The organism is Rubripirellula tenax (assembly GCF_007860125.1).
GTDB lineage: Bacteria > Planctomycetota > Planctomycetia > Pirellulales > Pirellulaceae > Rubripirellula > Rubripirellula tenax.
On record NZ_SJPW01000010.1, the window covers coordinates 59,402 to 80,518 of the forward strand.

The 21,117-nt window shown below is 53.6% G+C and carries 27 protein-coding genes; 3 read left to right on the plus strand and 24 right to left on the minus strand.

Annotation, left to right across the window (positions count from 1 at the left end; translation table 11 throughout):
- Window positions 1-77: 77 nt before the first annotated feature.
- Window positions 78-329 (minus strand): hypothetical protein, encoded by a 252-nt coding sequence (locus Poly51_RS28450; RefSeq protein WP_146462355.1) that lies wholly within the window; start codon window positions 327-329, stop codon window positions 78-80.
- Window positions 330-469: 140 nt separating this feature from the next.
- On the opposite strand from Poly51_RS28450, the gene Poly51_RS28455 reads away from it, so the two are divergent.
- Complete coding sequence (locus tag Poly51_RS28455) at window positions 470-712, plus strand: hypothetical protein (RefSeq protein WP_146462356.1); 243 nt, start codon at window positions 470-472, stop codon at window positions 710-712.
- Between the two features lie 86 nt (window positions 713-798).
- On the opposite strand, the gene Poly51_RS28460 is transcribed toward Poly51_RS28455, so the two are convergent.
- The 3 genes from Poly51_RS28460 to Poly51_RS28470 form a co-directional block, all read right to left on the minus strand.
- A complete protein-coding gene (locus tag Poly51_RS28460) occupies window positions 799-1,185 on the minus strand; it encodes a hypothetical protein (RefSeq protein WP_146462357.1) in 387 nt (128 codons plus the stop codon).
- Between the two features lie 595 nt (window positions 1,186-1,780).
- Complete coding sequence (locus tag Poly51_RS28465) at window positions 1,781-2,191, minus strand: NTF2 fold immunity protein (protein WP_186775882.1); 411 nt, start codon at window positions 2,189-2,191, stop codon at window positions 1,781-1,783.
- Between the two features lie 125 nt (window positions 2,192-2,316).
- The gene (locus Poly51_RS28470; protein ID WP_146462359.1) at window positions 2,317-3,567 is read right to left on the minus strand and encodes a hypothetical protein; all 1,251 of its coding nucleotides are present in this window, start codon (window positions 3,565-3,567) and stop codon (window positions 2,317-2,319) included.
- Between the two features lie 580 nt (window positions 3,568-4,147).
- Between Poly51_RS28470 and Poly51_RS28475 the strand changes: the two genes are divergently transcribed.
- Window positions 4,148-4,351: a hypothetical protein gene (locus Poly51_RS28475; protein WP_146462360.1), complete on the plus strand. Its 204-nt coding sequence runs from the start codon at window positions 4,148-4,150 to the stop codon at window positions 4,349-4,351.
- 1,388 nt (window positions 4,352-5,739) lie between these two features.
- Here Poly51_RS28475 and Poly51_RS28480 read toward each other — a convergent pair.
- The 17 genes from Poly51_RS28480 to Poly51_RS28555 all read right to left on the minus strand — a co-directional run bounded on the left by Poly51_RS28480 (window position 5,740) and on the right by Poly51_RS28555 (window position 18,595).
- Window positions 5,740-6,237 carry a T6SS immunity protein Tdi1 domain-containing protein gene (locus tag Poly51_RS28480; RefSeq protein ID WP_146462361.1) on the minus strand — a complete coding sequence of 166 codons (498 nt, stop codon included), beginning with the start codon at window positions 6,235-6,237 and terminating at the stop codon, window positions 5,740-5,742.
- A 123-nt stretch (window positions 6,238-6,360) separates the two neighbouring features.
- Window positions 6,361-6,834 (minus strand): hypothetical protein, encoded by a 474-nt coding sequence (locus Poly51_RS28485; protein ID WP_146462362.1) that lies wholly within the window; start codon window positions 6,832-6,834, stop codon window positions 6,361-6,363.
- 975 nt (window positions 6,835-7,809) lie between these two features.
- On the minus strand, window positions 7,810-8,283 hold the full coding sequence (locus tag Poly51_RS28490) for a hypothetical protein (protein ID WP_146462363.1): 474 nt from the start codon (window positions 8,281-8,283) through the stop codon (window positions 7,810-7,812).
- A 106-nt stretch (window positions 8,284-8,389) separates the two neighbouring features.
- Window positions 8,390-8,911 (minus strand): hypothetical protein, encoded by a 522-nt coding sequence (locus Poly51_RS28495; RefSeq protein ID WP_146462364.1) that lies wholly within the window; start codon window positions 8,909-8,911, stop codon window positions 8,390-8,392.
- A gap of 97 nt (window positions 8,912-9,008) precedes the next feature.
- Entirely contained in the window at window positions 9,009-9,395 is a 387-nt protein-coding gene (locus tag Poly51_RS28500; RefSeq protein ID WP_146462365.1) for a hypothetical protein, read from the minus strand.
- Window positions 9,396-9,950: 555 nt separating this feature from the next.
- Window positions 9,951-10,382: a DUF3806 domain-containing protein gene (locus Poly51_RS28505; protein WP_222435946.1), complete on the minus strand. Its 432-nt coding sequence runs from the start codon at window positions 10,380-10,382 to the stop codon at window positions 9,951-9,953.
- A gap of 192 nt (window positions 10,383-10,574) precedes the next feature.
- A complete protein-coding gene (locus tag Poly51_RS28510; RefSeq protein WP_146462367.1) occupies window positions 10,575-10,955 on the minus strand; it encodes a hypothetical protein in 381 nt (126 codons plus the stop codon).
- Between the two features lie 216 nt (window positions 10,956-11,171).
- Window positions 11,172-11,489, minus strand: a complete 318-nt coding sequence (locus Poly51_RS28515; protein WP_146462368.1) for a hypothetical protein — start codon at window positions 11,487-11,489, stop codon at window positions 11,172-11,174.
- Between the two features lie 111 nt (window positions 11,490-11,600).
- The gene (locus tag Poly51_RS28520; RefSeq protein ID WP_146462369.1) at window positions 11,601-12,416 is read right to left on the minus strand and encodes a hypothetical protein; all 816 of its coding nucleotides are present in this window, start codon (window positions 12,414-12,416) and stop codon (window positions 11,601-11,603) included.
- A complete protein-coding gene (locus tag Poly51_RS28525) occupies window positions 12,385-13,194 on the minus strand; it encodes an AAA family ATPase (RefSeq protein ID WP_146462370.1) in 810 nt (269 codons plus the stop codon). Before Poly51_RS28525 ends, Poly51_RS28520 begins: the two co-directional genes overlap by 32 nt.
- Window positions 13,195-13,392: 198 nt before the next feature.
- On the minus strand, window positions 13,393-13,872 hold the full coding sequence (locus Poly51_RS30815; RefSeq protein ID WP_186775885.1) for a hypothetical protein: 480 nt from the start codon (window positions 13,870-13,872) through the stop codon (window positions 13,393-13,395).
- 243 nt (window positions 13,873-14,115) lie between these two features.
- Complete coding sequence (locus Poly51_RS30820; RefSeq protein WP_186775886.1) at window positions 14,116-14,634, minus strand: hypothetical protein; 519 nt, start codon at window positions 14,632-14,634, stop codon at window positions 14,116-14,118.
- 109 nt (window positions 14,635-14,743) lie between these two features.
- Window positions 14,744-15,241 (minus strand): hypothetical protein, encoded by a 498-nt coding sequence (locus tag Poly51_RS30825; RefSeq protein WP_186775887.1) that lies wholly within the window; start codon window positions 15,239-15,241, stop codon window positions 14,744-14,746.
- Between the two features lie 639 nt (window positions 15,242-15,880).
- The gene (locus Poly51_RS28540; protein ID WP_146462372.1) at window positions 15,881-16,471 is read right to left on the minus strand and encodes a hypothetical protein; all 591 of its coding nucleotides are present in this window, start codon (window positions 16,469-16,471) and stop codon (window positions 15,881-15,883) included.
- Complete coding sequence (locus Poly51_RS28545; protein ID WP_315853692.1) at window positions 16,443-17,072, minus strand: GNAT family N-acetyltransferase; 630 nt, start codon at window positions 17,070-17,072, stop codon at window positions 16,443-16,445. Before Poly51_RS28545 ends, Poly51_RS28540 begins: the two co-directional genes overlap by 29 nt.
- Window positions 17,032-17,442, minus strand: a complete 411-nt coding sequence (locus Poly51_RS28550) for a hypothetical protein (protein WP_146462374.1) — start codon at window positions 17,440-17,442, stop codon at window positions 17,032-17,034. Before Poly51_RS28550 ends, Poly51_RS28545 begins: the two co-directional genes overlap by 41 nt.
- A gap of 583 nt (window positions 17,443-18,025) precedes the next feature.
- Window positions 18,026-18,595 carry an SMI1/KNR4 family protein gene (locus Poly51_RS28555; RefSeq protein ID WP_146462375.1) on the minus strand — a complete coding sequence of 190 codons (570 nt, stop codon included), beginning with the start codon at window positions 18,593-18,595 and terminating at the stop codon, window positions 18,026-18,028.
- A gap of 441 nt (window positions 18,596-19,036) precedes the next feature.
- Between Poly51_RS28555 and Poly51_RS28560 the strand changes: the two genes are divergently transcribed.
- Window positions 19,037-19,291 carry a hypothetical protein gene (locus tag Poly51_RS28560; RefSeq protein ID WP_146462376.1) on the plus strand — a complete coding sequence of 85 codons (255 nt, stop codon included), beginning with the start codon at window positions 19,037-19,039 and terminating at the stop codon, window positions 19,289-19,291.
- Here the strand turns inward: Poly51_RS28560 and Poly51_RS28565 are convergent, their stop codons facing one another.
- From Poly51_RS28565 to Poly51_RS28575, 3 genes are all read right to left on the minus strand, one after another.
- Window positions 19,292-19,591 (minus strand): hypothetical protein, encoded by a 300-nt coding sequence (locus tag Poly51_RS28565; RefSeq protein WP_146462377.1) that lies wholly within the window; start codon window positions 19,589-19,591, stop codon window positions 19,292-19,294. It lies immediately after the preceding gene.
- Window positions 19,592-19,727: 136 nt separating this feature from the next.
- Window positions 19,728-20,258 carry a DUF4274 domain-containing protein gene (locus Poly51_RS28570; protein ID WP_146462378.1) on the minus strand — a complete coding sequence of 177 codons (531 nt, stop codon included), beginning with the start codon at window positions 20,256-20,258 and terminating at the stop codon, window positions 19,728-19,730.
- 149 nt (window positions 20,259-20,407) lie between these two features.
- Window positions 20,408-20,959, minus strand: a complete 552-nt coding sequence (locus Poly51_RS28575) for a hypothetical protein (RefSeq protein ID WP_146462379.1) — start codon at window positions 20,957-20,959, stop codon at window positions 20,408-20,410.
- Window positions 20,960-21,117 lie beyond the last annotated feature (158 nt).

Consider the following 21,117-nt stretch of genomic DNA (forward strand, 5'->3'; position numbering starts at 1 on the left):
GTTCGCCGCCGCTGTGAATCCACGCGTATCGGCTGCACCTAGAACACACGTTCTGTATGCGAGTTTCCAATGGACGGCTAGCGATTTGGAACGAGCCGACTGGTCGAAAGCGAAAGGATCACGATTGAGATCCCAAATACGATGGTGGACCATCCTCGGTACAGAATTGATGAATCGCCCGCAGTGTCTAAGGCTTGAATCAGACCGAGCACAACGAGCACCACACCGATCAACGCGACCATCAACATTGCCCACCGCCCTTGCCCAGCGTCTCGATTCCGAGCGGTCGGTGAGTCCGGGTGGCGGGACATGTTGGACTTAAGTTTCATTTGATTTCTCGTTGGGAAAGTAATGTTGGGCTCGTCAGTCGGCGAACGCTGGCGATCAGCGAGCCGCCGAATAAGAGCTTGCTACAAAATTAACGCGATGTCGGCGGCTTCGTTGCATCGCTTTGTTATCGGAGATTGTCATGCCTGGAGAGATTGCAAGAGTTGAGTGCTTTGGCGGTGACGTTATAGCTGACGGTACGCAGTGGATTGATGTTACAGTCAATGGCGTTAGCTTGGGTTGCCCGATTCACGTGCAGCCGCAGTTGATAGACAAGGCAAAATGTCAGGTCGAGTCGATTGCCCTGGAAGCGTATCGTCGCGGCTACCGCGCTGGTGCGAATGGTGTGCAGATGGTGGTGAAAGACGCACTGGGAATCCGATAACGTTACCGATCACCGAGGACCGGGAGCAAGGCATCCATTCGTGAAAACTGACCACCGGTCCTTCGGTGCATCGGATGGTTCGCCCACTAATTGTGTTCGATCCACTCATCTCGCCCACGTAGGACCTCTTCGATCTGCTCTACGATTTCTTGTCGTGATCGTGTCTCCATATCATAGACAACATTTGCATGGCTGAAGTCGAGCGCCACGTTTTTACGCCGTCGACCGTTTTCCGTCCGCTTCCAAGGCGCGTAGTAGACGGTCAAACAGTACCGTCCATCCGGATCATCTTCAGGTCGCCATTCGACATCCACCGCGAGACGCATGTGTACGCTCGACGCGCCAAACAGCGAGGAACCTCCGAAGAATCCACGGCGCACATTCTCAGCTGTTGGATCGAGCTCGAACAAGGTATTCCAGCCGACTCTCCAGTCCGGCGGAATGCGTAGTGGTTGCAGTGGCGTCTCGCTCATTTATGACTTGTTGGGCGAACGCTTGCCATCACCGGGTGGCGGGGGACGACGTGACTTCGAGAAAACAAACGACCGCCACTCCGGTGCATGGCTTGGTTATCTGACTGCTGGGAACCGGGAGGCCGAAGAGCTTCGGATCAACCGACATTCTAGAGATGCAGCGTTGAGAGTGCAAATCGGAGACCCCGACGCCGGACCAGAAGTTCAAAACGGCTCTTCCCGAATAGCTAATGTCGTCGAGGCGGACTTTCCCCGCATCAGGCCGAACCCCACACTGGGCAAATCCGCGGCCAACCGAGATAGAGCCGAAGTCACCTTACTGCGAACGGGCGCGATCTCGAATATAGAACGACGACGCCATTGGAAGCAAGCCAATGTTCGGCCAGTGGAAGCGTATAAAACGATCTGAGCGGCGACGACGGTTGACGACCGTTATGACAACGCTCGCGTTCGGGAGAAAACGCCTGGAGCGACACGTTCAGATAACGGTTACGATCACCGAGCCGGGACGATAGATCTGCAAGCAGAAAAAAACACGCGCAAGCCCGGCTTCGTGTGCATCGTTTTGTTATCCCGTTCGGTCTGCAACGATGCGTCACGAACCGATCAATGCGTTCTCCCATTTTCCGATGGATGGAAATTGTCGCTTGATGCTGTCAATTCTCCAGCCGTCGGCCTTCTTCATCAACACAAATCTATACGCGCAGGATTCAAATTGCACTGTATCAACATGTGTTCGAGTACGGGTGGCTTGTTCCACCCCGGCGATGGTGTCGGCGTTCACGTCGACATAAACGGGGGGCTTCTGGTAGCCAGCTACGCCATCAACATATGCACGTTTCTTGTGTGTGCAAAAGTCGAGTAGAAGCTGTCGCCGACGCTGTTGAATATCTTCATTAGTGAATCTGTCTGGAGTCGCATGCATATCCGTCTCCCATCGCGTATACGCAGAAGTAAACGCGAGCACGGTTTTCAGCGGATCATTGAGGGTTGGATCTGGATTCACCTGTCGATTCCGGATGATTCATTTGACGGGATAACGTCTGGCATAACCGGGCCGCCGCGGTTGATGCTCCATTTGAAAACGCGCTGTCGGCGGCTCCGCGTTCATGCCATTGTTAGTTGGACTTACTACATCCCCTTAGTCATTTCAGCAGCGTACTTTGCAATCAGGTCGGTAATTAGGTCGCTCACTGCCAAATTGCTCACTCTTGAGCGAAAACCCTTTACTGTCTTCACCCACAGCGAACAGTTCTTGATATTGTCTTGAAACGCACGTTCCAGTGCAGGTGTCGCCATCTCGATTACGGGTTCGAATGTAGTGCGGTATTCAGCTGCGTACGCCATTGTTACGGAGTAATTCCCAGACTGAGCTACCGGCGAAACAGCATAGTCGTTGCCGATTAGTCGTTTGTTTGCGCGCCAGAATCGTTGGGCGGACTCAATAAATTTTGCGGTCGCAAACGACTGCTGTAGAGTCTTTCCCTCGTTAAGCGCTGCCGCAGATAGGGATTCACCGAACGGCAACTGATGTGTTGCCATCCAGATCGTGAATTCAAATGGGCTGATGACTGCATCTTGATTCTTTCTATAGTGCTGGAGCGCATTCTCAAGTGTGTCGGCGTCAAATGAGTAGTATCCAGCGTCCTTCTCAAAAACCACGAACCAAAAATCGTTTGCCAGAGCATCGAACCCGGACTTGGAAAGATGTGCCGCAAAGATTTGATTCATGAATCTCAACGAGGTGCTGTGAAATTCTTCCGCATGGCCAAGGAAGCAGGCCTGCAACGCCGTGTAAGCCGCATCCAAATGCCCGGCAAGGCCCTCCGCGATTTCGTTCGCGACGAGCATCATCTGCTTTGGAGCAACCACCCGAATCGAACGGATCAGTCCGATATGATTCACGTCGCGCGTGGTCACGATCGTGTCTTCAGAGGTGTCAATTTCGCGTATCGCGATCACCAAAGAGCGTTCTTGCGTTACGTAGTCCTTCGCTACCTGAAATAGCCGACCGTCCTGCCCATGTCTGAACAACTCGCCGACAGGATGGAAGTCGACGTTCTTGAGGATTGATACCGCGTCATCCAATAGGGATTCGAACAACCGTCCTTCAATCGCACCGTAGCTTTCGATTAGCTTGGCCAACGGATACGTGCCAAACTCGCCAAGAAAGTGATTTAGATCAAATCTGCGTGCGATAGCAGTCTGCGTATTTGGAACATGCACGGATTCCGTTGAAGCAAGTTGCGAGTTGACTGGCTCAATCAAAAACGTCTTGCCACACTGTTTGCATTTCGCGTTCTTCCCCGCACTTAACACCGGGGCTGTCATGCGTTTTGAGCAATGCGGACAGCAACACAAGAGTTTGTCTTTCGGTAGCATGTTTGTGTTTGTCCAACTAACGTCTCACATCACCGGGTGGCGGCGATTGACGTGATTCCAAAGAAACGTGACCACCGCCACTCCGGTGCATGTGTTTGTTATCGGCATTTATGAACGGGCATTGGTCGAGCATCGGGCAGCGGTTGCCACGCCGCCACAGTTTAGCGGGACTTGGTTCACGCGGCAAGCAATTGGGCGTTGNCCGGGTCGGCAGTAAAACGGCAATTGTCATCCGACAGTGCTTGTTGACGGTAAACGAAGGATCAAAAGCGTTGTCGCTTGATCAGCAAACGAAAACAGCGAACACGTTCAAGAATTGCGAGCGGCTTGGAGGGAGGAAATCGCAAACGGAGGATCAATGCGTTTGACTCGCAAATTCGCTAACGCGAATGCCGAACGACAAATTTCCAATCAGGCGTTGCAGCAATCGCTAGTGCGAGCGAACGCGTGAAACACCTGAGACGTCAGTCCGATAACGTCTGCCGTAACCGGGCGGCGACGAGAGATTAGCCATGTGAACGCGGCTGACTTCGCCGCTCCGTGTTCACGGCTTTGTTATGCGGCGATTGGAGTTGATACCGTGGAAGTCAAACTGAAGCTACAACCGATGAATATCCCGAATTTTGTCATTGCCCAAATGCCACCGCGCGAACGGCAAGAAGGCATGGTCGAATCGCCGAAGTTTCATTTACGCGAACTGGAGCCAGAGGTGCTGGCCGAATTGTGCAATGAGTTCAGAAAGAACGTATTCGCAAAAGCAGAGAAGGCTGACCCAGCCGCATAACGCTCGACATCACCGGGTGGCGGCGAAAGTCGTGATTTCGAAAAAACGTGACCACCGCCACTCCGGTGCATGTCATGGTTATCAGACTTACAACGCTGCGCTTCGGGGTGGCAGTGGAGGAACAAAAAGGGATCAATCCGTTGCACCGGAGACACGAAGGCTCAAATCAAGCTGCCAAACACCGCTCAAAAACCTGAATCATTCACCCGTCAGACGCGGGGCCGGTAGCTGGTGTTCCTGGAGATCCGCCGTGGCCCCCGGCCAAGGGGACACGGGTGGGAGCGTTAGTACGAGTATAGCCGAGAACTGAGCGACCGAGCAATATCGGACACCCCAACGTGGCCGAAGGAACGAGGAAACGAACGGTACGTCGCCATCATCATGCCGCAAAGAAGCGGACAAAGATGATGATGGCGACGTTCCGTTCGTTTCCGGAGGGTGGCAGCAGTGAAAAGGTAGCCAAAAGGGAAACAGCCGCAAGCGACCGCGCACTGAGCAGCGTCTTGGAGGTCGCGACGTTCCGAATGGTCGGCGATCAATCAACCAGCGCGGCCAAAAAAGGATCGCCGGCCATTCGGTACGTCGCGACCGGGCGTGCAAGCAGACGGAAAAGCGCTGAAGCAGAGTTCGAGCATGAATGACCTGGAAGCAATGCGACCCGAGCAAATCGTCGCAGCCCGTTCGACGTAGCGAAACACGACACGGCCAAGACGGCCTACGGACCGGCGATTAGTCGTCAGTGCTAGCAGACCGAGAATCTCTTTGGTCGCGACACGGTCCCGCGTTGAGTCGGATAACGGTACGGTTCAGCGGGCGGCGGGAGTGCACTCGCAAGCAGACAAAAACGCTAACCACCGCCGCTCCGTTGCAACCGATGGTTATCCCCCATACTATGGTGTGGCCGTGTCGATCTTACCGCTGGCCTGTCTTGTGAACCTAGTCATGTGGTAGAAGATTGTAAATCCGCCAGCGTATAAGGCGGTTCGAGCAATGCTGGCGTGTAATTCGTTAAGCGCCGAAAAATACGGTACAGATAGCAGCATTACCATGAGCAACATTGCTACGGTGAGACGGTTTCTCCACGCGAGAAAGCAGAATCCAAAGCAAGCAATGTAAAAGATGTACGGATTCCATGGTGCCGCGAGGAACAGCAGTTTGTCCATCAGCAGTTCGCTACCATTTTGCAGTCGTTCGTATCTGTCGATTAGAACGGGGTCACCGAGAAACCGGAAGTTTCGTATGTGAACGAGAATCCCGAGTATCGAAAATAGTCCAGCTAAGTAGTTCACGATCAATTTCAGTGGGATAACGTCCGCCGTCACCGGGCACGGAGTGACGACTTTCCATTCGTGAAAACATGCAAGCCGTGCTCCGCGTGCACGGCATTGTTATCCGTCGTCCTCGTCAGAAATAGTGAAGGAGCGAATTGGTGTACCGTCCGGATACTTGCGCACCTGCCCCGCAATTTGTCCGAGAAGACCGAAGTGCAGAGGCAATGAAGTATGTTCAAAATTGTCCAAGTCAAAAGAACCGCCCACGCAAGGCGGTAGTTTGAAACCAAAGCAGTGACGGCTAGGAAGTGGTCCAAGTGATTCGATTAGGTCGCCCACGAGTTGCGGCGTAAGCCATTCGATTGCGTTGTCTCGAATTGTGATAACCGACTCAAAATCGTCCCAGCAGAGACATACATCGCGAACGGTCGAACACGCAGCATCGAGTACACGAATGTGATTGTCAGCGTTGCCATCGATGAAGAACATATTTCCGTTCGCAGCTGCAAGCATTGGCGTCGCTGCGTCGCCGACCATCCAAGCCCACTCGTCAAGCAGCGAAGAATCGCCGTCAGTATCGAGCGAAACAAGCAGATCATCAAGCGTCAGATTCATAGCTTAACTACATTCGGATAACGTTAGCCGTCACCGGGGACGGCGAGTTGATTTTCCATTTGTAAACGCCCGATGCCGTCCTCCGCGTGCACGGCATTGTTATCCCATGTTCGCGCTTTGGTTCTAAACTGTGAACCCGACGGCAATGATAGCGATCAACGCGGTTAGCATCAACAAATCTGAAAAGGCGAATTGAAACCTGGGCTTGGGCTTGATCAGGTATGCAGCCGTCGCTGCCAGCATAGCCCAGCACAAATGAGGCAAGTAGAGAGAAACTGCATCATCGTTCCAGGAAGCGCCAAAGAGACTCGCATTCCACTCTTGTGTGTACTGCGAGTAGTTTGAGTGCATACGATCGTCGTTAATTGACCAAAAGGTCCACTGGTTCAGTTCGTAAGTTTTCCCGCAATTTGTGCTGTGGGTCATCCGTAGCTTGCCATTCCAACTCTCGACACAGTAGAGCTCGAATTCGGAAACGTTGTTGAATAGCTCAAAGTTGCGATTGTTCGTAACGACCCACAGAACCAAGATCCCAAAGCATAGAAGGGCGAACGCTCCCGCAACGGCTGACAGAAAGCTTTTCAGTATCGCGACCATTGTAGATCAAGCGGGATAACGGCGGCGTTGACCGGGCGACGCCAATGTGGTCACCATTTGTAACGGCCGTATGCGTCGCTCCGTGTCCAACGCATGGTTCGTTGCATGGTTCGTTGGCATTTGGAGTGGGTTAGGGCGACCATCGCCCTCGTCGTTCCTGAAAGTTTAGCGAAGTCTTCGGCCCGCAGCAAATCCGGTCGGTTTCACCAGTCCGCCAGCACCCGCTGGGCAACAGGAAACGTTACCACTGGGCGTGTTGTGGTCAAGCTCACGCCTGCACCCGGCAACCGTAGGCGACAGCGAGACAATCGATCCATCAAAACAAGCGGAGGAAAACCTGACGTGTTGATCGATCTCTTAACACCAACGAAGCTCCGCGTTCAAAACATCACAAGTTTGATCGCGCAGTTCAACGAACGGTAGCCGTCACCGGGGACGGCGAGTTGATTTTCCATTCGTAAACGCGCGACGCCGTCCTCCGTGTGCACGGCATGGTTATCGCCGATGGTATGAATCCAGCATACCCTACAGCGTTGTTGACCGAACAGTAAATCGTCAAAGCATCGGCCGCGCGCCTAAACTGGTAAAAGGTGAAATTCGTCAACACCAGTACCTGGAGCATACCATCAGGAAATGCGTCAGGCACGCCATCCACGATTCTTGAGTCGGATCATTGCGGATAGCAGCATCCACAATCCGAGAATGGCAACCGCAATATTTACACGCAGGTTTTCAACTGGGATCTCAGTCCAGTCATGAATGACTGAGTACGCGACCAGAAGGAGTATTGCGATGGCAGTTACGGCATCGGTCCATTCAGACGCGACTATATGAACAATCTTCCAAGCCATGCGACGCTCTGGTTGTTGCGATAACGGTTGACATCACCGGGTGGCGGCGAACGACGTGCAAGCAAACGTAAAATGTAACCACCGCCACTCCGGTGCATGTCTTGGTTATCCGGTTTCGATTGGATCATCGCTTTAGGGGAGGTCCAGTGGAAGGCGGAATCTTGAGATGCTCCAGTTCGATCCGCTTCGAGCCCAGGTTAACGGTCACCAAGAACTTGGCAAGTTTCACGGAATAGACGATCCGCCAGTCGCAGCTGTGCTCCATTTCTTCAAAAGCAACAGAGAGGGTCGCGGTGGGGCAAGTCGATAGGCTTAGCAGTTGCATATTCAGCGCCGCTGTGTTGCCGGCAAAGCGTACAGTAGCCGAGCTCATATTCGTGGTTCCGTCGATGAATCCGCAGTTCTCGGTCTGGAAAGCGGCACGAACCTGCTCGCGGGCGTACTTGGGATAGTCGTTTGTAAAAGGAACCTGTGAAGCCGACTGAAGCTGAACCACTATTGCGGAAGCGGGAGCGGATGTAACGAGCAGCATGGCGGAAGTAACAGTCGCGATCAGTACCAGTCTAGTGCGTGCCATTAAATTGCTCTTAGATTTCATGTTTGCAGTGTAGACTTACGAGGCGGAAGCAAACCCATCGTCACGTTCAGTCGGATAACGTTACGGATCACGTGGTCGCCGCGAACGACGTTCCACTTCAATAAACTCAGCTCGGCGACTCACGTGCATCCGATGGTTCCCCGCTATCCTGGCGACTCGGCGCGTTGCAGATGCGAGATTTCAGATTGACGGTAAAGGCGTCGAATGCTTCTTTATCACGCCGAGTCTTGATATATGCAATACGATGGCCATCGATTGCGGTCGGAAACATGATCCACTCTGCGGACCAATTTCGCACCACGCGAATTAGCAACACGAAAGTCGTCACAGAAAATACGGCATAGAAGGCGAAAGCCGATGTGGGCGACCATGCGTTTGATCTCAGTTCGCCAAACGCTACGAATCCAAGAACTACTGCCAGAAAGCCCAAACCGACACCACAGTAGATCGTGATCGGAGGTGTTTGCCAAAGTGAAATTGGGTGAGGTTCGATAGCGGAGTATGGCGTGGTCGTTTTCCACCGTCCCAAATAAGACGTGGTGTCACATGTCACATCGCGTTCCGAGAGCTCGACATGTCCGTGAGCACCAAGTGTCTTGTAGCGATATTCGGTAACATCATCGCTCATGAGGATCTCAGTCGGGGAACGTTACCGATCACCGGGTCGGGAGAGTTGATGTTCCATTTGAAAACGGCCGCAAGCCCGACTCCGGTGCATCGGCTGGTTATCCGCCATGATCGGGTCGTGTGGAATCGCGATTGTTGCCGGACGAGCACCGATAGACGATACGATCTCCGTTCTCGTTCCATCTTGCCTCGCGAAGATCAGAGTCGTATTCAAACCCACGACGCCGAGCAAGATGCCAAGAGAATGCAAACATCGCATCGCCGAGCAGGGTGATAGCGAACGGGGCAGCGAGAACCAGCCAAAGTCCGTAGTGGAACGTGCCAGCAACGCCACGAAATGCGAGGTAGAGCAAAATGCAGGGCAGTGATAGCAAGCAAAGGAAGCCGATCAATTCAGCGATCGAGTGGAGCCACGCACCAAGCGGAGTGCATTTGCGTTTGCCAAGACGTTGGCATTCGTTGTCCCACATCGGATATATGAACATCGGGAGTGATTGTTGGACGCTTGGCGTGAGGGCGATGCATTAAGTCGGATAACGCCCCGCATCACCGGGCGGGGAGTGTAAAGTGTTCCATTTGAAAACGGCCGCAAGCCCCGCTCCGGTGCATGCGTTGGTTATCCGCGATTATGTTTACGAGGCGGACCGCCAACGGGCAACAACCGCGCTAGCGGAAAACAACGACGGGACGTCGCCAGCATGACCTCCGCGAGGGGAAAACAACGGCGGGACGCCGCCAGCCTGGACTTCGTCCACGACGGTGACAGTCGTCGAAGCGTGATCGTATCAAAGTGGAGTCGGTCAAGCAAGTTTGGGCGTGTGGATGTCCGGCGTGATTTGAGCGCACCAAAAATTGGGCATCGGAGCAGCGCACCAATGACGGGCATAGAATCGGGCGCACCAAGCATCGAGCACTGAGTCCGCGCATCTCTACGCGCCCAGTCGGATAACGGTACCCGTCACCGGGCCGGGAAAGTTGATCGTCCATTTGTGAAACCGCGCAAGCCCGGCTCCGGTGCACGGGATGGTTACCCGCCGTTTTCAGTCTCGAACTACACCATCAGCGGCAACTTGTTCTTCGAGTGCGGCGACAACGCCAAGATACAGTTCCGTTAGGTTCAGTATAGCGCCCGATTCTACGCGTTTTACAATCATATCGCGGGGAAAGGCTAGAACCATCTTGGAAGGATGTTTGATGGCGAAATCTGAGCCGTGTTCGTCAGTGGCGACCACCCAATCAAACCCGAGTGTTGCAGCAACAACGTCGCCCAGTGCCGAACCCAGAACTTCGAGCGATGCTTCATCACCTGTCGAAAACGGCTTAGCATCCAGAAGCGATTGAAGCGTAGGTATATCGTTCGGCGTGCGTCGGAGTGTGTGCTCAGGACCGAAGTGGCTAAGGAAGTCGTCAAGCCATTTGCGTTCGGAATCAAATCCCGCGATCTCGGTTTCGTTTAGCGGGCGTGATTCCATTGTCTTGATTTCAGTCGGGTAACGTCCGACATCACCGGGTCGGGACGGTTGATGTTCCATTTGAAAACGGCTGCAAGCCCGACTCCGGTGCATGGCATGGTTATCAGACTTACAACGCTGCGCTTCGGGGTGGCAGTGGAGGAACATTCGCCCGCTGCCGCAAGCTTCCCATCTTAACGCAATTTGCCCCGCTCACGGGTGGGAAGTGGGTGGTGTTCCTGGAGATCCGCGTTCTGGATGGGTATGAAGCGTCGACCGTTGCCGTCGGTAGGACAGGACCGAACAGATGAATACGGCCGATCCGAAGGGAACCAGCACGATCAGAACATAGCTTGAAAGCTCGACTTCCAGTCCCGGCCAATAGTCTACGGGTCGGGAGGGTGGATCGACCAAACCCGGATAGCGAACGTAAAGGTAGGGAATGCGTCCACCGAGAAACGCAGAGAGGAATAGGACAACAGAGCCGATGGCTAGTCCGATCCATGTCGTAGCCCGAATGGTAGCTCGCGGACGTAGCACGGCGTTTTCGGCGACAGGAGGCCGATACGGATTACGTTCGGTGGCGGTGTTCATGATTACGGCAGGTGGACCGACCACCTAGTTCGGGTAACGTTACGGATCACCGGGCGGGGACGTTTGCATGTTCCATTTGAAAAACGGCCGCAAGCCCCGCTCCGGTGGATCCGATGGTTATCCGCGAGTATGGGATGCGAGGCGGGCGGTTGACGAGCATGGGCCGCGCGAGCGGAAAACAACGACGGAACGTCGCCACCAACAATTGCGCACACACTATAGCGATGCGCCGAGTATGAACGACGCCAGGAAATATGTGAAGGGCAGGACCGCCGCAACACCCCCGACCAGCATTCGACCGCAGTTGCGCAAGTTCTCGCCGCGATGAAAGTCAGTGCCGGGCGTCACCCAAATCGAGAATCCCATGAAAACCGAGAAGACCAGTAGTGCAATACCGATCAGAGCAAGCGGAAGCGAAATGATCGCGACAACCAAAACGGCGTCAGGAAATCGACGGACAGCCAACTGGGCGACCGCGAATACAATTGCCGCGAAGGCAGTCAACCAGAGTAGTGATGAAAGAAGGAATTGCATTGTGTCACGCAACGGAATGGAGCCGCCGGGTCGGATAACGGCAGACATCACGGGGGACGGAGAGTGAACTATCCATTGCGAAAAACGCCGCAAGCCGTCCTCCCGTGCATGTCATTGTTCTGCTTTCTCAGCGTTTGTGTTCACGGGCTCAAACGCGGGTGTCACAGTCCAGCCGCGTGCCGGTTGAACGGCAATCCACACATCGAGAGCCATTAAATCAGCGTTGAATGGGACGAGAAAGTCGCCCTTCGTGCGCGAAGGGATTTCTCGCTCGTCGTCACCGATGACCATTCTTGCGTGAGCCAATTCGTCAGCGCAAGACAGTACAACGCCTTTCGGCACTGGGAAATTGCTCTTTACTTCATGATCCTTTGAGATTGCGTCGGTAACCGCATCGACCCGCTTCAGCACCGTATGCAAGGGGAACAGCGATGAGTAACGGACGCGCCAGGACCCATTGTGAAATCCCGACGAAACACGCATTTGAAGATTGACGGATGCCTTCATTATGAGCGATCCCTGGGGTTGGTTCGCCGTGATCCAAGGATTCTCTTTTCGGAGTGCATCGATTACGGGAAGCGTAAATTTCCCATCAGCATCGAGTGGTATCGGTATGTCGCCTGCCTTGGTTTGCAGGATGATTTTGATGTCAGTCGGCGAGACATCGGCGAGCCGACTGCGTGTTGAGAGACAGATCGATTGCGACTTGACGCCTCCAATGTCCGTTAGAACAAGATCGGCCGCCTGGATCGCCACCTCGTAGCGCATGCGGGCGGGCGCCTCGGCGCATGCGTTGACAGAAAGCGTTAAGGCAATCGTTGAAAGGAGGATATACGCTTTCATTTCATAGCAGAACGACCGCGATAACCGAGTCGCGGCGATTGATTTTCCATTGTCAAAAACGACGGCTCCGCGACTTCGGTTCATCGCTTGGTTCGCCGCCCTGTAATTCCTCAGGATCAGGTTTGGCTAGATGACGCCAATACATCTCTGGATTGTTTAGTAAATCTCGTGTGATTTGAAAGTGCGTTGTGTCTTCGATCGCAATTCGTTCGAGCTTTCCAACGTCGAAAGAGATTATTGTAGCACCCGGGAATGTTAGCAGGATTGGCGAATGAGTTGCGATGAAGAATTGAGAGCGTCCGGAGCGAACGAGTTTATGCATCAAAGCGAGCAGTGCAAGTTGTCGTTGCGGTGAAAGGGCAGACTCAGGCTCGTCCATGAGGAATAGGCCATGTTCAAATCGATTTTGCATGATCGAGAGGAACGCTTCGCCATGTGACATCTCATGCAGGGATCGCCCGCCATAACGCATGTAAGGGTCGCCACCAAAATCCGGGTCATTTCTGCGTTGCTCAAGTAGTGACGCAAAATGCGCCTGGGTTTCCGCCCGAAAGAAATACCGGTCCTTCGGCTGTTTGATAAACGCAAGTCGTAGCGATTCAGCAAGCACGCTTCGTTCCGCAAAGGCATGATTGGAACCCGACTCGTTTAGTCCGCCACCAGAAATTGGCAGTCGCGCAAGAACTGCCATCGCTTCGAGCAAGGTCGATTTGCCGGAGCCGTTTTCACCGACGAAGAACGTCACTGGTGAGTCAAAGTCCAAGTGAAGATTGCGTGTAAATGCAAGGCTTCCCGGGAATGAATCCGGATTGAGCGGTTTGTCATCACTCAGGGTTACATAGGCCACGAATGGAACGCTCATGTTTGATCATCAGTGGCCAAGGAGTGCTTTGGTGGGCGAACGTTACCGATCAGCCGGCGGCGACGGTTGATCATCCACTTCAAAACGCCCGACTTCGCCGCTCGGTTGCATCGGATGGTTCGTCGAAACTTTGTGGTGCCAAGTCTGTAACCATCTTCAGACCGTATTGCACAAGTATACAACGAGCACCTCAACGAGTTAAGCAACGGAGTACGAACGGTGCCCACGTCGAACGATCGTGTAAAAGTCATCACAGGGTTCGCTAAGGACACGCGACGCGAACACATTTAGGTCATGGATCAAGGCATCGACGCGATCACCGCCATCGCGGGCGACAATTGCATCAGGAATATCGTCAGTCGTGATCAAACGGCATTCGTCGGAATGCCCAAGAGCATCCATCAAAGTTGCGTGTGCGATCGTGAATCGTTCTGATTCGGTGCTGCATGCATTGCGCGTGACAAATGTATGTTCGTAATAGAGATTGTCGATGGCGTCCCGGCAGGAAATGCCAATTCGCGTAGTGTCGCGATCGTAGTGGCCGGATGCGAACGGGCCACAATGAGAAGATTGAATTTCGTCAGCAACGAATGAAAAGCCCCATGGACTCAGAACGGTGTCTAGTCGCGAAACCGCTGCGGCGAGCTTTGTTGCAACAGTTTCACGGCGTGGATTCATTCGAGATCCTTGTTCCGACGAACGTTACCGATCACCCGGTCGCCGCGAGAGATCTTCCATTGTCAAAACGCCCGATTCGGCGACTCGGGTGCATCGGATGGTTATCAGACTTACAACGCTGCGCTTCGGGGTGGCAGTGGAGGAACATTCGCCCGCTGCCGCAAGCTTCCCATCTTAACGCAATTTGCCCCGCTCACGGGTGGGAAGTGGGTGGTGTTCCTGGAGATCCGTTCTGTACAAGTTTCAGGGCGTGCCCGGGGACACAAGAAAGAAGCGAACCGTCTTCACATCAAGCACCGGTACGGGGTTCAACCACTGTGGTTTGCCATTCACAATCGGTGCTGCGTACCGGAGGTTACCAACGACATCGAAACGAGGCAGCCTCGCATCGCCGTGAGTCATCACAGCGTTTCTCGAAAAGGTCTTGTAGAGTTTCGAGTCTGGCGGAAAAGCAAGCAGAATCGACCGATCTCCGAGATCAGCAAACGCAGTCACGCTTTCGGGGCGGTGTAGATCACCAGCTGTCGAGATGGACGGTGTAGCGTTTTTGATCGCAATCGTGCCATCTTCTTTGTCGTGAGATATCGAAAACGCCGAAGTCAGATTAGGTACTGGCGGTTGTGGTTGGAGCCAGTTACCGGGATACGTGGCCGGGACGTCGATCGTTCGCGTGTGCTCGGCGTCTTCGCCTGCTTCAGCCGGGAGCCCGGAACCGAGGACGACAAGCGACAGAAACAGGGATAGTGTGTTGAGGTATGTCATGGATCGTTGAGTTCCCAGTCGGATAACGGCGGTCGTAACCGGGCGACCGCGATTGACTTTCCATTTGTAAACGCGCCGTCGGTCGCTCCGGTTCACGACATGGTTACCCCTACGATGACCATGACGTTAGAGTGACCGAACCATCCGAATCGTCGGGTCGTTGGACCTCGTGGTAGCAGGTCGTCGTGGGTTTTGCAGTATAGTTGATTCCCGCCTTCTTCAATGCGGACATGCCGCGAAACGCAATGTCTGCCCAGCGTTTCCGGTCATCGTCAGCCAGATCATTAGGCATTTTTCGCCATTGATCGACAATGAAGGCAACGTCTGCGGGATCAAGCCAAAATGCAAGTCGGCCGCGAGATGACTCCGTTTGCGCATCGGTCCCGCCATCATCGCGGAGGGCATCCCGTGCGGCCACGAGAAGTTCGCGGTAGTTCGGCGCGAACGACGCAACGATCTGCCGTTCAAGCAAGCAATGCAGGTTCCAAAGCGCCCGTTGTTCGGCTTGGTCTTCCGTCCCAAGCAAGTCAGTGTCAGTAAATCGCGCAAGAAACTCGAACAGCACCAGTGCTTCGTCGTCCGTCAAAGTAATGGTGACGTCAGGCATTGAGTATCGACACAAAATTCAGTGGGGTAACGGTTGCCATCACCGGGCACGGAGAGTTTGGCATCCATTTGTAAAACCTCGCAAGCCGTGCTCCGTGTGCATGGCGTGGTTATCGCCAAATTTGCAGCGGCGAAAACGTGACCTCCAACGTGCGGTCACCGATGAGCGCATCTTACCGCGCTGCTGACCGCGCATCAAGCGAATCGCCGAACCGATGTCGTACCGTCTTGGCTCGCGTAATCACACGATCGCGGCGCAAATGTATGTGTTGTGTTGGCGACGGATTGGGTTGCAGTGACGGTTGTTTTTGTGCGGCCAGATCATTTGTTCGTGCAGCCTTCGGACACGTCGGTGACAGATTGCCCCGAGGACGAAATGTTGTTTTCGCGACGATCAACGTGACCAAAGTGAATCAATTGTGTCGGAGGAATTGCATTCCAGTCAATCAAGCGGCGAGCAGTTAAGTTACGGTTCGCAGCAAAAAACAAATCCGCGTGACCGAAGCAAACGTTCGTTCAAAACAATCGTGTGTTCCAGTTCAGTGCGATAACGGTACGGTTCAGCGGGCGGCGGCGAACGAATTGGCCATTGCAAGAACGGCGACCACCGCCGCTCCGTTGCAACCGATGGTTCGCCAACCTACTTTTTGCCAGATTGTGCGCCAATCAGCGCGTGCGCAAGTCGGGCATCGTCGGCAAGAGCAAACTGAATTACCTGCTCAAAGTCGGTGATCGACATGTTTGATTCCAAAGTCAGGAGAATTCGTGGTCCAGCATGTGGTATACCCGCAGTCTGATGGGGGCGATTCTCACGATCGACTGCAGCGACGAGTTCTCGTGCTAGTTCTTTGTCGCGTTCCAATAGTAACTCGACTCCAGCTACGAATGTCGGCAAAGACATATCGGACACCGCAACTGAAACGTGAGCTGCCGTAACAAACGGAGTGTTGCGCGAAAGTGGTGTTACGTCGAACGCTGGTGTCTCGACTTTGCTTTGCTCTGGTTCGTCCGCGACCAAGATCGACGGAACACCAATAAGCATCGTCAATAGGGTGAATATGGCTGTCCGGTTCATTGAAGTCTCCATTTCAAATCTAGGTTTGTGAATATATTCTGGCGAACGGTTGACATCACCGGGTGGCGGCGAAAGACGTGCAAGCAGACGAAAGATGCAACCACCGCCACTCCGGTGCATGTCTTGGTTATCCGCCGTTTTGCAAAAGCTTGACATCGTAAACAAGTTTCGATCCGAACAAGGTGAATCCAACCGAATCAAAGAGACCGCGAGCGGCAGTGTTGAACGCCCAAACATCGAGAATCACGCGATGTAGTCCCAGTTTACCAGAAATTGAGATCACGTCGTTAAGCAAGATTTTCGCAGTACCACGCCTGCGAAACCGTGGATCAACCTCGATTTGGTGGAGATGCCCAAAGCGTTGAGAATGCTTGAACATAGTTTCCGGGGTAGATTCAGTTGCGAGTATGTAGTGTCCGATAACTTCAGTGTCGTCGCAAGCAACGCGGATTGTTATGTCTGGATTTGAGAGCGATGTCTGGAGGTGCGTAACAGCATCAGCGTGGTTGAAGCGGCGATAGATGGAAGGGTACGCGTCGGCGTGAATGTTCTGCAAACGAACGAGCGATTCGGCGATGCGGTGGACGTCACCTTCGGAAGCAGGGCGAATCATGGCGTCGATTTCAGTCGGATAACGGTTAACATCACCGGGTGGCGGCGAAACGCTTGCAAGCAGACAAAAACGGCAACCACCGCCACTCCGGTGCATGTCTTGGTTATCCGCCGTCTTGTGAATCCAGGTCGATCCAGCGGCCATTGCCGAACCAAGCCCATCGAGAAACCGGAAGTCGATCAGTCTCGGATCGCACCCAGTATAGCGTCGGCCCACGCAGGGTGTAGCGAGCGCCGCATTGACACACCCAGAAATCACCATCCTTGCGTCCAGTGAAGGACAGGCCGTTCTCGCCGCATTCCCGGCACACGATTTGGTCGAGTTCAGCAATGTTTTCGATGGAATAGCGATAGAGATAGTGAACGCAGATGAAGAAGACAATGTTGAAAGCAGCGAACCAAAGGAAGCCCATCGCCCCGTATCGGCCAACGACGACCATGAAGATCGTGACCCAAGCGAGAAATGCAAGAAGCTCGTTTAGCGTGAATGCGGAACGTGGTTTCGGGGATCGCATTTCTTCAGTCGGATAACGTCCGCGATCACCGGGCCGGGAGTGTTGTCTTGCAAGCAGACAAACCCGCTCGCAAGCCCGGCTCCGGTGCATCGCATGGTTATCCCCGATTATGTGTTACGACGTGGACCGCCATCGAGCATGGGCCGCGCGAGCGGAAAGCAACGACGGAACGTCGCCAGCATGAACCCCGCGAGGGGAAAACAACGGCGGGACGCCGCCAGCGCGTACTTCGTCCACTTGGGTGACGATCGGTCATGTATGATCGTATCAAAGTGAGGCCAGTCAAGCAAGTTTCGGGGACCCAAGTTCCGGGTGAGTCGAGCGCAACAATCAACGAGCATTGAGGGAGCGCACCAATCATCGAGCATTGGGTCGAGCGCACCAATCATCGAACGCAGGGGCAGCGCACCAGTTTCGGACATGAGATCACGCGCACCCTTGACCGAGCATGAAGACCGCGCAACTTCACGCGCCCAGTGGGATAACGACCGGGATCACCGGGTGGGAAGGGAAAAGGTAACCATCAGGAAACGGCCGCAAGTCCCACTCCGGTGCATCCCATGGTTATCCTTAATTTGGTGAATCAAGTGTCAAGTAGAATTAGATTTTCGTATCGGTCAATCATGTATTCCGAGAATCCGCCATCAGTCCAGAGCATTGCTGGGTGCGAGTGGAGCCACGACCCCAGTCGCCAATCACTTTCCGGGTCAAGCAATACAGTGGGTTGGTCATCGTGGTCAAACGTGATCGCGATCGTCCGCATCACCTGAGTACCCTGCTCAAGCCGGTACGCCACTAAATCGGGATCATCATCCTGCCGGCCTGGCCATTGGGCAGTAGCCGCATCAGAAACGAGTTTGTGTAAACCGGGATTTTGTTTCTCGAGCCAGTCCAAGTCGGCGAGGCAGTTGATAGCCGGATTGTACCAGCTATCCGCAGGCCATCCGTTGCAAGTCAGATAGAACGAAAAGAGGTCAGGCGGGAAGTGAACACCAAGACGGTCTTGGGTTGCATCGACAGCAGCCTCTGAAGCTGGGCGAATCGCCAACCAAGTGCTGTCGAACACTTCAATCTCTTCGCGTTCTAGCAACTCAGAAGAACGCTTACGGTAACGACCGAAAAACTCGGTCCATTCACTGACGGTAGTTAGCATTGATCGAAGAAGTCGCGGTTCTCAGTTCGGATAACGGTCGGGATCACCGGGTGGGGACGGAAAAGGTAACCATCAGGAAAAAGCCGCTAGCCCCACTCCGGTGCATCCCATGGTTATCCGCTAATTGAGACGGGAATTGGGTTCCGGCACTTAAGGATCGCGAAAACCGTCGATCCAAGAAATAGCGGTGGCCCAACGATAGCAAACGTGGTGTACGGAAGGAGCATCCACCCAGCAGATTGCGGAAGCAGGGAAAAGAACCAGCGAGCGATAAATTCGAGTGAGCAGGCAAATCCAAGGAGGGATAGCGATAAGATGACGGAGAACCATGGGCGTGGTTCGCATAGCCAAGTCGCGAATGGCCCGGCAACAAAACCGGCAATCAGCGCAGTGGGAAACGCCAACAACATCGCAATCACAAAGTAGGCTTGGATCGCAGCGTTGTTCACGTCATCGGTTTGTGATGAGATGATGGCGATCAAGGCAAAGAACCAAATTGGAATTGCGATTAGCGTAAAACCAGAAGCGATCAGCCTCATTGCGAAGCACTTCGGTGCAGGGTTGTCATTCGAGTCATTTCAGCCGGATAACGGCAGCCGTCACCGGGCGGCGAGAGTAAAACTAACCATCAGAAAACGCGCTGACGCCGCTCCGGTGCACGGCATGGTTATCCGCCGAGTTCGATCGTGGAATTGACTAGCTATCGGTGGACGTCGCAGTAGCTTTTGCTTTGTGAGCGTTCCAAGCAAATACGGCAAGTCCGTACAGAAAGAACACCAGGCCGCCGCCCCCGGTGTAGAGCAGTTCTGCACCATTCGAGCCAATGTATTGCAGAGAAAAAAGCATGAAGAATCCACCCACGACCATGATCGCGATGGACATTTGACGTTCGTATTTCTTTGCTAGTGGGACAGGCTTATCCTTGACGGGCTTCGTGTTTTTCGACGTTGCGGTCTCAGATGTTGATTCATACGGGTTTTGATTGTCAGTCGACATTTGACGGCTTTCAAAGAGGGAAGTTGGTTCGGATTTCAGTCGGATAACGTCCGCGATCAGCGGGCCGGGAGAGCTGACTTTCCATTTGCAAAACCGTGCAAGCCCGGCTCCGTTGCATCGCATGGTTCGCCGCAACCTACTTTTTGCGTGGCTTTCGTCCAATCGGGCGATACATCAATTCGGGAATTTGTCGCGCGAATTCATCACGCCCGTCACGCATGGAGACAAACGGCGTAGGGTCGAAATAAATGTTGGCGGTCGCGTAGTCAGCACTGACGATCTTTCTTTCGATTTGTCGCAGCAGACGAAATATTTCGCGGTCGTGTTCCCAGTCAATTTCCTTCACCGTGTTGTATTGGAAATAGTAGTCTTCAGCACAGCCATACCAGAAAATGTGAAGCATGGTTCCGGCGTCGCAATGCGAATTAGCAATCAATTTCTGCAGGGGTTTGCCACCACCACCATCCCAATGCCAATTCTGTGCAAAAAGGTGAAGTTCTTTGGGGTTAGTTTGTGAGGCAAGCCAAGAGTTTCTCTTTCGGTCGGCGGCACGTATCAACGGTGTCAATGCAGCATCATCGTTCCACAACTCTTCGGGTGTCCCAGGCGGCACACCAGGAGTGGCAAGGTCGATGATTTCTTGTTGACGCTTCTTTGAGATTGCCATTGATTCTAGTGTGGAAGTTTGTTCGGCGAACGGTACGCATCACCGGGCCGGGACGGTTGATGTTTCATTTGAAAACGGTCGCAAGCCCGGCTCCGGTGCATGCGATGGTTATCCGCGATTATGCGATGCGAGGCGTACCGCCAGTTTCATCATCGACCATCATAGAGAAGGCTAATGGAGGGATGATCTGGGGGGTGCGAATCAAACATCCTCGCAATATTGACATGTTCATTGCGTTGAATCAACACACCGTAACCATCAAGACGCTTGCCGGCGGCGAAACTTTCCATCGCTTCGTCGGAGAGAAGAGCCGTGTGGCCGTTAATTTTGACGCGAGTGTAGCGCTGAATTAGGCCGGAAAGCGTGATACCATCAGGTTCTCGTCTTGCATTCGCTATTGGAATATAGATTTTGTTGCCTTCAATCAGGACACCACCAATAACTGCATCTTGTCCGACCCGATTCTTTGCTGGTGGGAATTTTGAGACAAACTTTAGTTTGAAGATTGACGAATCTGCGACCCGATCATCGACACGCAAAATTGCGGAGTACAGGTCGGATGCCTCCGTTACAGAGACGTACGCTCCGTACCATTTGCCGGCTGGATGTGAGTCCGATCGTTTTGTCGCCGAAACCTCATCTCCAGTCACTGGGCTCATGCAAAACATGATGGACGCAAGTATCAGTAGTGGGTTTTTCATTTCGAGAAAAAATCTGGAGGAGGGAAGCTGTCAGTCGGATAACGTTCGACATCACCGGGTGGCGGCGAACATCGTGATTTCGAGCAAACGTAACCACCGCCACTCCGGTGCATGTCATGGTTATCGGCTTTTACGAACGGGTGCTGGGCAGCGGAAAC

Coding starts and splice junctions, on each gene's coding strand:
- Poly51_RS28510 (WP_146462367.1), bottom strand. CDS start 10,955: ATGAACACCGCCACCGAACGTAATCCGTATCGGCCTCCTGTCGCCGAA.
- Poly51_RS28565 (WP_146462377.1), bottom strand. CDS start 19,591: ATGTCGACTGACAATCAAAACCCGTATGAATCAACATCTGAGACCGCA.
- Poly51_RS28500 (WP_146462365.1), bottom strand. CDS start 9,395: ATGTTCATATATCCGATGTGGGACAACGAATGCCAACGTCTTGGCAAA.
- Poly51_RS28520 (WP_146462369.1), bottom strand. CDS start 12,416: ATGAACCGAAGTCGCGGAGCCGTCGTTTTTGACAATGGAAAATCAATC.
- Poly51_RS30825 (WP_186775887.1), bottom strand. CDS start 15,241: ATGCCTGACGTCACCATTACTTTGACGGACGACGAAGCACTGGTGCTG.
- Poly51_RS28455 (WP_146462356.1), top strand. CDS start 470: ATGCCTGGAGAGATTGCAAGAGTTGAGTGCTTTGGCGGTGACGTTATA.
- Poly51_RS28490 (WP_146462363.1), bottom strand. CDS start 8,283: ATGAAATCTAAGAGCAATTTAATGGCACGCACTAGACTGGTACTGATC.
- Poly51_RS30815 (WP_186775885.1), bottom strand. CDS start 13,872: ATGAATCCACGCCGTGAAACTGTTGCAACAAAGCTCGCCGCAGCGGTT.
- Poly51_RS28525 (WP_146462370.1), bottom strand. CDS start 13,194: ATGAGCGTTCCATTCGTGGCCTATGTAACCCTGAGTGATGACAAACCG.
- Poly51_RS28505 (WP_222435946.1), bottom strand. CDS start 10,382: ATGGAATCACGCCCGCTAAACGAAACCGAGATCGCGGGATTTGATTCC.
- Poly51_RS30820 (WP_186775886.1), bottom strand. CDS start 14,634: ATGACATACCTCAACACACTATCCCTGTTTCTGTCGCTTGTCGTCCTC.
- Poly51_RS28570 (WP_146462378.1), bottom strand. CDS start 20,258: ATGGCAATCTCAAAGAAGCGTCAACAAGAAATCATCGACCTTGCCACT.
- Poly51_RS28545 (WP_315853692.1), bottom strand. CDS start 17,072: ATGGCCGCTGGATCGACCTGGATTCACAAGACGGCGGATAACCAAGAC.
- Poly51_RS28575 (WP_146462379.1), bottom strand. CDS start 20,959: ATGAAAAACCCACTACTGATACTTGCGTCCATCATGTTTTGCATGAGC.
- Poly51_RS28540 (WP_146462372.1), bottom strand. CDS start 16,471: ATGTCAAGCTTTTGCAAAACGGCGGATAACCAAGACATGCACCGGAGT.
- Poly51_RS28555 (WP_146462375.1), bottom strand. CDS start 18,595: ATGCTAACTACCGTCAGTGAATGGACCGAGTTTTTCGGTCGTTACCGT.
- Poly51_RS28485 (WP_146462362.1), bottom strand. CDS start 6,834: ATGGTCGCGATACTGAAAAGCTTTCTGTCAGCCGTTGCGGGAGCGTTC.
- Poly51_RS28460 (WP_146462357.1), bottom strand. CDS start 1,185: ATGAGCGAGACGCCACTGCAACCACTACGCATTCCGCCGGACTGGAGA.
- Poly51_RS28470 (WP_146462359.1), bottom strand. CDS start 3,567: ATGCTACCGAAAGACAAACTCTTGTGTTGCTGTCCGCATTGCTCAAAA.
- Poly51_RS28480 (WP_146462361.1), bottom strand. CDS start 6,237: ATGAATCTGACGCTTGATGATCTGCTTGTTTCGCTCGATACTGACGGC.
- Poly51_RS28495 (WP_146462364.1), bottom strand. CDS start 8,911: ATGAGCGATGATGTTACCGAATATCGCTACAAGACACTTGGTGCTCAC.
- Poly51_RS28515 (WP_146462368.1), bottom strand. CDS start 11,489: ATGCAATTCCTTCTTTCATCACTACTCTGGTTGACTGCCTTCGCGGCA.
- Poly51_RS28550 (WP_146462374.1), bottom strand. CDS start 17,442: ATGCGATCCCCGAAACCACGTTCCGCATTCACGCTAAACGAGCTTCTT.
- Poly51_RS28450 (WP_146462355.1), bottom strand. CDS start 329: ATGAAACTTAAGTCCAACATGTCCCGCCACCCGGACTCACCGACCGCT.